The 12,760-nt window shown below is 51.1% G+C and carries 10 protein-coding genes and 2 pseudogenes; 6 read left to right on the top strand and 6 right to left on the bottom strand.

The window, feature by feature from the left end:
• Positions 1-21: 21 nt before the first annotated feature.
• The gene (gene xseA / locus ABVN36_RS14225; RefSeq protein WP_020899077.1) at positions 22-1,371 is read right to left on the bottom strand and encodes an exodeoxyribonuclease VII large subunit; all 1,350 of its coding nucleotides are present in this window, start codon (positions 1,369-1,371) and stop codon (positions 22-24) included.
• 160 nt (positions 1,372-1,531) lie between these two features.
• Here xseA and guaB point away from each other — a divergent pair, with 160 nt between their 5' ends.
• The 3 genes and pseudogenes from guaB to ABVN36_RS14210 all read left to right on the top strand — a co-directional run.
• Positions 1,532-2,998, top strand: a complete 1,467-nt coding sequence (gene guaB, locus ABVN36_RS14220; RefSeq protein WP_000944174.1) for an IMP dehydrogenase — start codon at positions 1,532-1,534, stop codon at positions 2,996-2,998.
• Positions 2,999-3,067: 69 nt separating this feature from the next.
• Positions 3,068-4,645 (top strand): glutamine-hydrolyzing GMP synthase, encoded by a 1,578-nt coding sequence (gene guaA / locus ABVN36_RS14215; RefSeq protein ID WP_000138293.1) that lies wholly within the window; start codon positions 3,068-3,070, stop codon positions 4,643-4,645.
• Positions 4,646-4,780: 135 nt separating this feature from the next.
• Positions 4,781-5,100: pseudogene (locus ABVN36_RS14210) on the top strand (DDE-type integrase/transposase/recombinase); the annotation flags it as partial.
• A gap of 76 nt (positions 5,101-5,176) precedes the next feature.
• Here the strand turns inward: ABVN36_RS14210 and ABVN36_RS14205 are convergent.
• Together ABVN36_RS14205 and ABVN36_RS14200 are read right to left on the bottom strand one after the other, a co-directional pair.
• Positions 5,177-5,506 (bottom strand): DUF1493 family protein, encoded by a 330-nt coding sequence (locus ABVN36_RS14205; RefSeq protein ID WP_077908639.1) that lies wholly within the window; start codon positions 5,504-5,506, stop codon positions 5,177-5,179.
• Entirely contained in the window at positions 5,491-5,952 is a 462-nt protein-coding gene (locus ABVN36_RS14200) for an STM2901 family protein (protein ID WP_000381628.1), read from the bottom strand. The genes ABVN36_RS14205 and ABVN36_RS14200 overlap by 16 nt, the downstream gene beginning before the upstream one ends.
• Positions 5,953-6,091: 139 nt before the next feature.
• On the opposite strand from ABVN36_RS14200, the pseudogene ABVN36_RS14195 reads away from it, so the two are divergent.
• Positions 6,092-6,211 (top strand): annotated as a pseudogene (locus ABVN36_RS14195) (hypothetical protein); the annotation flags it as partial.
• Between the two features lie 77 nt (positions 6,212-6,288).
• Here ABVN36_RS14195 and ABVN36_RS14190 read toward each other — a convergent pair.
• Positions 6,289-6,480: a YfgG family protein gene (locus ABVN36_RS14190; protein WP_000075924.1), complete on the bottom strand. Its 192-nt coding sequence runs from the start codon at positions 6,478-6,480 to the stop codon at positions 6,289-6,291.
• A gap of 178 nt (positions 6,481-6,658) precedes the next feature.
• On the opposite strand from ABVN36_RS14190, the gene ABVN36_RS14185 reads away from it, so the two are divergent.
• Positions 6,659-6,796, top strand: coding sequence for a hypothetical protein (locus tag ABVN36_RS14185; protein ID WP_001540598.1), 138 nt, complete (start codon positions 6,659-6,661; stop codon positions 6,794-6,796).
• 96 nt (positions 6,797-6,892) lie between these two features.
• Positions 6,893-9,106, top strand: a complete 2,214-nt coding sequence (locus ABVN36_RS14180) for a sensor domain-containing phosphodiesterase (RefSeq protein ID WP_000773647.1) — start codon at positions 6,893-6,895, stop codon at positions 9,104-9,106.
• Between the two features lie 35 nt (positions 9,107-9,141).
• Here ABVN36_RS14180 and ppx read toward each other — a convergent pair whose 3' ends face one another.
• Both ppx and ppk1 read right to left on the bottom strand, forming a co-directional pair.
• Complete coding sequence (gene ppx / locus ABVN36_RS14175; protein WP_001123330.1) at positions 9,142-10,683, bottom strand: exopolyphosphatase; 1,542 nt, start codon at positions 10,681-10,683, stop codon at positions 9,142-9,144.
• Between the two features lie 4 nt (positions 10,684-10,687).
• The gene (gene ppk1 / locus ABVN36_RS14170) at positions 10,688-12,754 is read right to left on the bottom strand and encodes a polyphosphate kinase 1 (protein WP_000529555.1); all 2,067 of its coding nucleotides are present in this window, start codon (positions 12,752-12,754) and stop codon (positions 10,688-10,690) included.
• Positions 12,755-12,760 lie beyond the last annotated feature (6 nt).

Genomic DNA, 12,760 nt, shown 5'->3' with positions numbered 1-12,760 from the left:
AAAGGGTGGGGGAGTGTTGGATTACGTGCCCGGCGTGACGGATTTGACTTCACTTTCAAGCCAGCCGTCCTCCAGTCGCGTAGTCATAATATCGCCTGCTTTGACCTGTTTGATCTTTTTCAGCACCTTGCCGTTCGTTGTCGTCGAAACCGTATAGCCGCGCGCCAGCGTGGCTAACGGGCTGACCGCCTCCAGATGCGTGACCGCGTTGCCGAAACGCTCGCGCTGTTCGCTTAACCGTGAGCGGATATTCTCCGTCAGACGATATTCCAGCTGTTGGATGCGCGACTGCGCGCGGTGAATGCGCGGCTGCGGATTTTGCTGGCTCAGGCGTTGACTTACGCGCTGTTGGCGCTGAGTGGCCTGCTTAATCCTGGCCTCAAGCGCAAATCCCATCCGTTGGCGTAAACGTTCCAGGGCGGTTTGCTGACGGGCCAGACGCAGCTGCGGATGTTGCTGTTGCAGGCGGTGAAAAATCTGCGTGAAACGACGGCTGCGGTTGGCGAGGTAGTAGTCCATCGCCATACCCAGACGCTGCTGTGCGGACTGGATCTGACGCAACAACTCCTGCTGGTTGCGGCTGACAATTTCTGCCGCTGCTGATGGCGTAGGCGCGCGCAGGTCGGCGACAAAATCAGCTATCGTCACGTCGGTTTCGTGGCCGACGGCGCTGACTACCGGAATGCGGCTGGCAAAAATCGCCCGCGCCACGCGTTCGTCGTTAAAACTCCACAAATCTTCCAGCGAACCGCCGCCGCGCCCGACGATCAGTACATCACATTCGCCGCGCGCGTTCGCCAGTTCGATAGCACGAACGATCTGCCCCGGCGCGTCGTCGCCCTGGACCGCCGTCGGGTAGATAATTACGGGCAGGGATGGGTCACGACGCTTTAGCACGTGGAGAATGTCGTGCAGCGCCGCGCCGGTTTTCGAGGTGATCACCCCCACGCAGTGGGCCGGGGAGGGCAACGGCTGTTTATGCTGCTGATCGAACAAGCCTTCGGCCTGCAGTTTGGCTTTTAGCTGCTCATATTTCTGCTGCAACAAGCCTTCGCCCGCCGGCTGCATACTTTCGGCGATGATTTGATAATCGCCGCGCGGCTCGTACAGCGTAATGTTGGCGCGTACCAGCACCTGCTGCCCGTGCTGCGGACGGAACGTCACCCGGCGGTTGCTGTTACGGAACATCGCACAGCGCACCTGAGCGGTATCGTCTTTGAGCGTAAAGTACCAGTGGCCCGACGCAGGCTGCGTGAAATTAGAAATCTCGCCGCTGATCCATACCTGTCCCATCTCCTGTTCTAACAGCAGACGAACCGTCTGGTTAAGGCGGCTTACGGTAAAAATTGAGGAAGTTTGAGAGGATAACATGTGAGCGGGATCAAATTCTAAATCAGCAGGTTATTCAATCGATAGTAACCTGCTCACGGGGGATCGCAAGCACTATTTGCAAAAAAATGTAGATGCAACCGATTACGTTCTGTATAATGCCGCGGCAATATTTATTAACCTCCCAGGTGAGATATTGCCCATGCTACGTATCGCTAAAGAAGCCCTGACGTTTGACGACGTCCTCCTTGTTCCCGCTCACTCCACCGTTTTGCCGAATACTGCCGATCTCAGCACGCAGTTGACGAAAACTATTCGTCTGAATATTCCTATGCTTTCTGCGGCGATGGACACCGTGACGGAAGCGCGCCTGGCAATTGCCCTGGCCCAGGAAGGCGGCATTGGTTTTATCCACAAAAACATGTCCATTGAGCGCCAGGCGGAAGAAGTTCGCCGCGTGAAGAAACACGAGTCCGGCGTAGTGACCGACCCGCAGACCGTCCTGCCAACCACCACGTTGCATGAAGTGAAAGCCCTGACCGAGCGTAACGGTTTTGCGGGCTATCCGGTGGTGACTGAAGATAACGAGCTGGTGGGTATCATCACCGGTCGTGACGTGCGTTTTGTGACTGACCTGAACCAGCCGGTTAGCGTTTACATGACGCCGAAAGAGCGTCTGGTGACCGTTCGTGAAGGCGAAGCCCGTGAAGTCGTGCTGGCAAAAATGCACGAAAAACGCGTAGAAAAAGCGCTGGTCGTTGATGATAACTTCCATCTGCTTGGCATGATTACCGTAAAAGATTTCCAGAAAGCGGAACGTAAACCAAACTCCTGTAAAGATGAGCAGGGCCGTTTACGTGTCGGCGCGGCGGTCGGCGCAGGCGCGGGCAACGAAGAGCGCGTTGACGCGCTGGTGGCGGCAGGCGTTGACGTACTGCTGATCGACTCTTCTCACGGTCATTCAGAAGGCGTGTTGCAACGTATCCGTGAGACGCGCGCTAAATATCCTGACCTGCAAATCATCGGCGGCAACGTCGCCACTGGCGCAGGCGCTCGCGCACTGGCGGAAGCCGGTTGCAGCGCGGTGAAAGTGGGTATCGGCCCTGGCTCTATCTGTACGACTCGTATCGTGACTGGCGTGGGCGTTCCGCAGATCACCGCTGTTTCTGACGCAGTTGAAGCGCTGGAAGGCACCGGGATTCCGGTTATCGCTGACGGCGGTATCCGTTTCTCCGGCGACATCGCCAAAGCCATCGCCGCAGGCGCGAGCGCGGTAATGGTGGGCTCTATGCTGGCCGGTACAGAAGAATCCCCGGGCGAAATCGAACTCTACCAGGGCCGTTCGTACAAATCTTATCGCGGGATGGGCTCGCTGGGCGCGATGTCCAAAGGTTCCTCCGACCGTTACTTCCAGAGCGATAACGCTGCCGACAAACTGGTGCCGGAAGGTATCGAAGGCCGCGTAGCCTATAAAGGTCGCCTGAAAGAGATCATTCACCAGCAGATGGGCGGCCTGCGCTCCTGTATGGGCCTGACCGGTTGTGCTACCATCGACGAACTGCGTACTAAAGCGGAGTTTGTGCGTATCAGCGGTGCGGGTATCCAGGAAAGCCACGTTCACGACGTGACCATCACCAAAGAGTCCCCGAACTACCGTCTGGGCTCCTGATTTTCTTCGCCCGACCTTCGCGTCGGGCGATTTATTTAATCTGTTTCACTTGCCTCGGAATAAGCGTCAATGACGGAAAACATTCATAAGCATCGCATCCTCATTCTGGACTTCGGTTCTCAGTACACTCAACTAGTTGCACGCCGCGTGCGTGAGCTGGGTGTTTACTGCGAACTGTGGGCGTGGGATGTGACAGAAGCACAAATTCGTGACTTCAACCCAAGCGGCATTATTCTTTCCGGCGGCCCGGAAAGCACCACCGAAGAAAACAGCCCGCGCGCGCCGCAGTATGTCTTTGAAGCAGGCGTGCCGGTATTTGGCGTCTGCTACGGGATGCAGACCATGGCGATGCAGCTTGGCGGTCATGTAGAAGGTTCTAATGAGCGTGAATTTGGTTACGCGCAGGTCGAAGTGTTGACCGACAGCGCGCTGGTTCGCGGTATTGAAGATTCCCTGACCGCCGACGGCAAACCGCTGCTTGATGTCTGGATGAGCCACGGTGATAAAGTGACGGCGATTCCGTCCGACTTCGTGACCGTCGCCAGCACCGAGAGCTGCCCGTTCGCCATTATGGCCAACGAAGAAAAACGCTTCTACGGCGTACAGTTCCACCCGGAAGTGACTCACACCCGCCAGGGTATGCGCATGCTGGAGCGTTTTGTGCGTGATATCTGCCAGTGTGAAGCACTGTGGACGCCGGCGAAAATTATCGACGACGCCGTGGCACGCATTCGCGAGCAGGTAGGCGACGATAAAGTGATCCTCGGTCTCTCCGGCGGTGTGGATTCTTCCGTAACCGCAATGCTGCTGCACCGCGCGATCGGTAAAAATCTGACCTGTGTTTTCGTCGATAACGGCCTGTTGCGCCTCAACGAAGCCGAGCAGGTGATGGACATGTTTGGCGACCATTTTGGTCTGAACATTGTTCACGTACCGGCAGAAGATCGCTTCCTGTCCGCGCTGGCTGGTGAGAACGATCCGGAAGCCAAGCGTAAGATCATCGGTCGCGTTTTTGTGGAAGTATTCGACGAAGAAGCGCTCAAACTGGAAGACGTGAAATGGCTGGCGCAGGGCACCATCTACCCTGACGTTATCGAATCTGCGGCGTCTGCAACCGGTAAAGCGCACGTCATCAAATCTCACCACAATGTCGGCGGCCTGCCGAAAGAGATGAAGATGGGTCTGGTTGAACCGCTGAAAGAGCTGTTCAAAGACGAAGTGCGTAAGATTGGTCTGGAGCTGGGCCTGCCGTACGACATGCTGTATCGCCATCCGTTCCCGGGGCCGGGCCTCGGCGTTCGTGTTCTGGGCGAAGTGAAGAAAGAGTACTGCGACCTGCTGCGTCGTGCGGACGCTATCTTCATTGAAGAGCTGCGCAAAGCGGATCTGTACGACAAAGTCAGTCAGGCGTTCACCGTGTTCCTGCCGGTCCGTTCCGTTGGCGTGATGGGCGATGGTCGTAAGTATGACTGGGTTGTCTCTCTGCGTGCCGTCGAAACCATCGACTTTATGACCGCACACTGGGCGCACCTGCCGTATGACTTCCTCGGTCGTGTTTCCAACCGCATCATCAATGAAGTCAACGGGATTTCTCGTGTGGTGTATGACATCAGCGGTAAACCACCGGCTACCATTGAGTGGGAATAAGCCGATAATCCTTCCTGTGTTTACATGAACAGGTAAAAATGAATTTAACCCTCTGTTTTTGCAGAGGGTTTTTGTTTATGTGCATAGATGAGTTTTCTGTGTAGCGCACAGCTCCTGACGGCAAATTTGACGTAATTACGAACCCACGAAGGTTGGCTGTATCTTGCCGTGGTCGTTGATTTGTTCTCGCGCAAAGTTATCGGCTGGTCAATGCAACCACGAATGACAAAAGATATTGTCCTGAATGCGCTTCTGATGGCCGTGTGGCGACGTCATCCCAAAAACAGGTGCTGGTTCATTCTGATCAGGATAGTCAGTACACCCGCTATGAATGGCTGAAATCGCACGGACTGGAGGGCAGTATGAGCCGTCGTGGCAACTGTCATAACAATGCGGTTGCAGAAAGCTTTTTCCAGCTACTGAAGCGTGAACGGATAAAGAAAAAGATCTACCAACGACTCAGAAGTGCCCAGGTTATCCGTGGCGATTCAGCCCAAATAAGGGGTATTTAAAATATAATAACTTTATTCTTCAACTATATAACCAACGTCCAGCTTTAGCACTTTCAACGAGCATACCAACCGTTAGTGGCTTACGCGGATCAGGCTCTTTACTTCCAAAGTACTCTGGATTCAGATAGTTGAGTATGTCAAATCCTTCTGGATCTACATTCCAACGCTTGAAGTACTCTTGTAGAAGTTCTTCACTATCTTCAAAAACGAGTTTTAGATCATCCTTAATACTGATATCAAGCGTGATGGTTCGCTTTGGCCCACAGAGAAAGTACTTTTTAGTGTTATATTCCTGATCGATAAAATCGATAATTTCTTTCTTAATATCTCTCATTAGAAGTACGTCCACTGAATGCGATCTTTAGGAACCGCCACACGATTAAATGTATCTTTAATATCACGCTGGATATCATAAATCGTAGTGAATGTCATAACCCAACCGAGCCAGGGTACATTACGACCAACGAAACGACCTAAATTATTCGTTGAGCTTAGCTGTAATGAGTTGATGGTTTTGCCTGTCAACGTTGGTAATCTGATCCCAGGTGGCAGTTTATAGTTCAACCAATTACTGATGTACTTAGAAGCAATTGATGTTCCTGGAGTTGTCCCACGAGGTTTACCCCTCGTAGGTAGAACTGGTTGCCCTGAGATAACCAGTGCAGCATCGACCGCTGAGATCCCCAGATGATCGCTCACAACGGCGATGGTGATAGCCCACCATAGTTGTTGTGGTGTCAGGTTGGATAACCCGCCGTAGAAGTACGTACCATTCAATGTTTCAGTAGTGTCCATTTACTCACCCCTTCTAACCATGACCAAAAATTATACAACACCTAATCTCTTTGTTCTAACTAATAATTACGGGGTAGTAAGCGATTCACCTCTTTGAAAAAAAAGATCATCGGGGTTGTTTTGCAGTACATGATAGGGGCACGCTGAAGGCTATCGGGTTTTGTATTCGGTCGAGGGAATCTTAGTAACCGCGCATGTGATCTTATCACCCAGGCAGGATATCCCGCGGTTGCTCTTTAAGCGTCTGATCATGGCCTGAACCCATTGAGTGGGTTGTCTTTTTGCGTTAACGCTAAAGCTTCTTTTTCTTGCGCGGGCTTTTTAACGGATAACAGCTTAACGTTGTCCCGGTGTGGTGACAGAAAGCGATGACTGTTGCGCTTCTTTTTTATCCTGATGGTGCTGCCAGGCGCCGATAGAAGAGTAGACGAAACGTCCAAAGAAGAAGAGAAAACTGATAAGCAGTACGATACGGGTCATGCGAGTGTTAAATCGATGTCGTTTTCGCATACTGTTGGCCTGACTCACAAAGGGTTCCTTAACGTTGGCCCAGCGGTATGGGCGGGATCAGGCTGGGTTCTTCAAGGGTATTATCAAGGCGAAGAACGTAACAAGCCTGCGTTCACTCTACATTAAGGCATACTGCGAACCGATGGTCAATTCCTCTTAATGTAAAATTGCGTCAGTTGATTTATCTTATATTGTTATGGAAGATAATTTTAGTATTTACATTAATAATAAATTAATGATAACAAAGAATAAAAAGGCGAATAAAGGCTGCAGGAGAAAGGTAATAATTGACTTAAATCAAATGTTACTTTTGTTTAATAATTACAATCGATGACTATCGTGTGATGTATATCGCATCATCAATTTAAAGTCAGGTGGGATGCCTGTCTGTTAACGCCCCTTTGGGATTGGGGGGTTCTGCTGAGCATCTATGAAACTAAATAAAACTTATATAAATATCAGAGATAAATGGTGGGGACTACCGCTCATCCTTCCTTCGATTTTACTACCTGTTTTAAGTAGCGCAAATACTTATGCGCTTACCAGCACTGGAAATGTGGTTCTTTTTTACCTGCCGTTAGCTTTTATGCTTAGCCTGATGCTCTTTTTCGGCTGGGCAGCACTGCCGGGCATTGTGCTTGCTATCTTCTGGCGCAGATACCCGCAGACAGGGCTGTATGAAACCCTTTCTGTGACGATGCACTTTATCATTACTATCGTGCTAAGCTGGGGCGGCTATCGTGTCTTTTCCCCCCGGCGAAACAATGTTTCCCACGGCGACGCCCACCTGTTGTTTCAACGAATATTCTGGCAGGTATTTTGTTCTGCAACATTATTTCTGGTCATCTACCAGTTTGCCGCTTTTGTTGGCATGTACGAAAGCAAAGCCAGCCTGATGGGGGTAATGCCCTTTAATATCAACACGCTGATTAATTACCAGGCGTTACTGGTCGGTAACCTTGTCGGCGTGCCATTGTGCTATTTTATTATTCGTACTCTCCGCAATCCGCTGCACCTGCGGGGGTATTATCAGCAATTAAAGCTACAGATTGATAGCAAGGCCACTAAAAAAGAGATCGTTATTTGGCTGGCCGTATTGACTACACTAATGTTTATACTGTGTATGCCATTGACTGATAATAGTTCAATATTTAGTACCAACTATACGCTTTCGTTATTATTGCCGGTCATGCTGTGGGGTGCGATGCGCTATGGCTATAAGTTTATTTCAATTATCTGGGCCGTCGTGCTAATTACGTCGATTCATTATTATCAGCGTTATATGCCCTGGTATTCAGGTTATGATACGCAATTAGCGATTACCTCTTCGAGCTATCTGGTTTTTTCTTTTATTGTTAATTATATGTCTGTACTGGCCACGCGTCAGCGCGTAGTGAGTGGTCGCGCACGGCGGCTGGCCTATCTTGACCCGGTTGTACATCTTCCCAATTTACGTGCGTTAAACCGCGCGCTCCAAAATGCGCCCTGGTCTACGATCTGTTTTTTACACGTGCCGGGCTTGGAGCTATTGGGTAAAAATTATGGCGTCATGCTACGCATCCAGTATAAGCAAAAGCTCTCTCACTGGATTACGCCGATGCTGGCCTCAAATGAGTGCGTCTACCAGATGTCAGGGCACGACCTGGTGCTGCGTCTTAATACAGAGGCGCATCAGCAGCGTATTGAAGCGCTGGATAAACATATTAAGCAGTTTCGGTTTATCTGGGATGGACTGCCGCTACAACCGCCTGTCGGCGTGAGCTACTGCTGCGTGCGTTCTCCGGTTAGCCACCTTTATCTTCTGCTGGGCGAATTAAGCACCAGTTCCGATCTTTCGTTAACGACTAACGCGCCGGAGGATTTACAGCGGCGCGGCGCAATGCACCTGCAGCGCGATTTGAAGGGCAGAATTGCGATGATGAATCGCCTGCAACAGGCGTTGGAGCACGATCATTTTTTCCTGATGGCGCAGCCTATTTTTGGTGTTCGTGGGGACGTTTACCATGAAATTTTACTGCGACTCAGGGATGACAACGGCGACGTTATCAACCCGGACAATTTTTTACCCGTGGCGCATGAGTTTGGTTTGTCTTCCGCTATCGATCTCTGGGTGATTGAAAACACGCTGCGGTTTATGGCGGCCAGCCGGGAATATATGCCCGCGCATCGTTTTGCCATTAATCTGTCGCCAACATCGGTATGCCGCGCTCGTTTTCCTGCAGAAGTTAAGCAGCTGCTTACGCAATATCAGGTTGAACCCTGGCAACTGGTTTTTGAGGTAACGGAAAGCAACTCTCTCACCAATGCTGAGCAGGCGCAGTTGACGCTGGGACAGCTACAGCAGTTTGGCTGTCAGATAGCGATTGATGATTTCGGTACTGGCTACGCCAGCTATGCGCGGCTGAAAAACGTTGACGCCGATATTCTTAAAATTGACGGCAGTTTTATTCGCAATATAGTGTCAAACAGTCTCGATTATCAGATTGTGGCTTCTATTTGTCATTTAGCGCGAATGAAAAATATGCAGGTCGTCGCGGAGTATGTCGAGAGCGAAGAAATACGAAGCGTCGTGCTCTCGTTGGGAATCGACTATCTTCAGGGATATTTAATTGGCGAGCCGCAGCTATTATCTGAGATTCAGTAAAGGCAGACGCCGCGGCGCGGCGTCTGATTCACAATTTACGCGGCGATCTCCGGCGAGCTTTCTTCCTCAATATTGAGACGCCAGCCAGTTACCGCTTCCCAGTACTGCTGTTCTTTTTCCAGATCAAGCAGTACCAGCGCATTCTGGCTGAACCAGTCATGCGGAAAACATAACGTCCAGTGGCTGTCATCGGTCGTTAGCCGCAGCGTCGGCGGCGTGGTGGTCGCCTGCCGCTGGTTGTTCAGTAATACGCCCAGCCGAAGTAGCTGAATTAACGGCAGATACTGTTTTTTCTTAAACAGCGTAAAGCGGGGCATATCATCCAGTTTTATGGCTTTACGATGGTAACGTACCAGCGTCGCCATCATCATTTGCTGCTCCTGATTAAAGCCGGGCAAATCGCTGTGTTGCAGAATATAAGCCGAATGGCGATGTAAACCGCTGTGATTAATATTCAGTCCAACCTCATGCAGCATTGCCGCCCAGCGGAGCAACGCTTCAAGCTGTGGATGCGCCAGTTTTGGCTGCTGGGCCTGCCACTGCTCGTACATCTGCATGGTGGTTTCCAGCACGCGTCTGGCCTGTTCTCTGTCAATGTTGTATTGATTGGCCAGACTTTTTGCGGTACGGCTGCGAACATCCTGATGGCGGAAGCGGCCTTCCATTTCATACAGCACGCCTTCGCGCAACGCGCCGTCGGAAAGGCGAAGCTCGCGGATAGCCAGAGCATCAAAAACGCCGCACAGAATCGCCAGGCCCGGCACAAAGACCGCTTTGCGTTCTTCAGACAGACCCGGCAGGCTGAGCGCATTAAAGGAGCGGTGCTTCAACACTTCTGACTTCAGTTTATCAAGGCGCTCCGGCGTAATGAAGCCATCTTTCTCACCCAGCGCCAGGAGAACTTCATGAGCGGCCTTAATCGTACCGGAAGCGCCCATCGCTACGTTCCAACCCTGAATACGATACTGCCAGGTTAAGGTTTCCAGTTTTTGCGCCGCCGCCATTCGGGCGCGCTGGAAGTTTTCTTTATTGATAACGCCGCCGGGAAAGTAGAGCTGCGCGAAGCTCACGCAGCCCATACGACGGCTTTCAACCAGCCTGGGTTCGAAGTTTTCGCCAATGACCAGCTCTGTTGACCCGCCGCCGATATCGATCACCAGCTTGCGGCCTTTTTCCGGCTGCGTATGTTCTACGCCCATAAAAATCAGGCGCGCTTCTTCGTTACCGGAAATAATCTCTATCGGGTAGGGAATAACCTTTTCCGCGCGTTTGAGAAAATCAGCGGCATTTTGCGCCTGACGTAACGTATGGGTGCCTACGATACAGACGCTGGAAGGGGAGAAACCTTGTAAGCGTTCAGCAAACAGCGACAGACAGCTAAGCCCCCGTTCCATGGCTTCTTCGCTGAGTTTGTTATCTGCGCCCAGCCCGTCCGCCAGATGGACGCGCTGTTTTAAGCGCCCGATAATCTGCATTGCGCCGTCAACCACGCGGGCAATGACCATATGAAAGCTGTTTGAGCCGAGATCGACCGCAGCGAACTCCTGCGGGCGGGGGGATTTATCGTAAATTGGCATAGCGTTAGTCTGGTTGCTCGAGTGATTTGATGTAGTCATAAATTGCCAGCTGCGCCTGGACTTTACGGCGATTGCCGCGCGGTACGTAGCGGTTGCTGAGTTCTTTATCGATAAAACGCGCTTTTACCGTGTCGCTAAACAGAATGTCAATGATATCCAGGACGCGTTGTTTAAGCCGCGGGTCGAGGATAGGCGTAGCGACTTCGATACGGTAGTCAATATTACGCGTCATCCAGTCAGCTGAAGAGAGCCAAACTTGCTTATCACCGCCGTTTTCGAAAATATAAACCCGATCGTGTTCCAGATAGCGATCCACGATGCTAATCGCACGAATATTATCGCTAATGCCTTCCAGTTGCGGAATAAGAGAACACATACCGCGCACCAGCAGATTGACCTGGACGCCCGAACCCGACGCGGCGTATAGCCTGTCGACCAACCCTTTATCGACCAGGTTGTTAAGCTTTAAGGTAATCCCTGACGGTAAGCCTTGCTGGGCATTGGCGATTTCACGATCGATCATCTCATACAGCAGACGCCGTGAGTTTTGTGGAGAAACCATCAAATAATCGAAAGTGACCGGGCGATAGGGGTTTTCAATAAAATTAAAGACCCGGCGCACTTCATTGGTAATGCGCGCATCGGCGGTCAGCAGCGAATAATCGGTATACAGCCGCGCTGTTTTTTCGTTGAAGTTACCGGTGCCGATATGCGCATAACGTACCACGTCATCGCCCTCTTTTCGTGAGATGAGGAAGAGTTTGGCGTGAATTTTCAGCCCGGGCGCAGAGAAAATAACGTGGACGCCCGCTTCGGTTAACCGCTTGGCCCAGTGAATATTTGCCTCTTCATCGAAGCGCGCCTGCAACTCCACCACCACGGTGACTTTTTTGCCGTTATGGGCGGCATGGATCATCGAGTCAATAATGCGCGAGTCTTTCGCTACGCGATAAATATTGATTTTGATCGCCAGCACGCTTGGGTCAAACGACGCCTGACGCAGCAGTTCCAGCACATGTTCAAAGGTGTGATAAGGATAATAGAGCAGCACATCACGTTCGCGAATCGCGTCGAAACCGTTACGAAACTTCTCTTTATCAAACCAAAGATGGCGTAACCGCGGTAACGGCTTATTGACCAGGTTGGCTTTACCGACATTCGGAAAATTAATAAAGTCTTTAAAATTGTGGTAGCGCCCGCCGGGTACGATTGAGTCATACCGGGAGATCGTCAGTTTTTCCCGCAGTACGTCGACCAGCGCGGCGGGCATATCGCGTTGGTAGACAAAGCGCACAGGCTCAGCGGTCAGGCGCTGCTTCAGGCTGGAAGACATCAGCTCCATCAGACTGGATTCCATCTCATGCACCAGGTCATATTCGGCATCGCGGGTCATTTTCATCGAATAGGCATTAAGCGCGTCATAGTCGAAGAACCCTTTAAAAATGTCATCCAGGCAGTAGCGCAGAATATTATCCAGAAGGATCATCGGCTTGCGTCTGCGTGGTGTTTCCGGCGGCAGATTAACGAAGCGTGGGACTTTGTCGGACGGTATCTCCAGCAGCGCATAGTTGATGGTGTCGCCGCGGATAATCTCCACCGCCAGATAGGTGTAATCATCTTTTAAAAACTGAACAAGATCCGTCTCCCGGTTAATGAGAATCGGGGTAATATGCTGGCGCAAATAGTGCTTAAAATAGTGGCGCAACCAGCTTTGTTGGTTCACCGAGAGCTGACGCTCGTTGATCAGAAAGATTTGATTACGCGCCATTTCCAGCAGTAATTCGTTGTACAGGCCGTCGAACTCCTGGTCTGCTTTCAACACGCGGGACTGAATTTTGCCTAACAAATGGCGTGAATGAGAATTTGAACCCTGTTCTTCGCTGATAATAATACGTCGTTTCAGTTCAGCGAAACGCACTTTGTAGAACTCGTCGAGGTTATTAGAATAGATTCCCAGGAACCGCATCCGCTCAATCAACGGGTTGGATTTGTCCGCCGCTTCCTGTAACACGCGTTCGTTAAATGCTAACCAGCTTAGTTCTTTCTCGATATATAGCTTTTCCTGACCCATTACTAC

It is taken from the genome of Salmonella sp. SJTUF15581, assembly GCF_043356775.1.
GTDB lineage: Bacteria > Pseudomonadota > Gammaproteobacteria > Enterobacterales > Enterobacteriaceae > Salmonella > Salmonella enterica.
The sequence above is the reverse complement of the archived record's forward strand: the minus strand, read 5'-3'. Positions and strand labels throughout refer to the sequence as shown.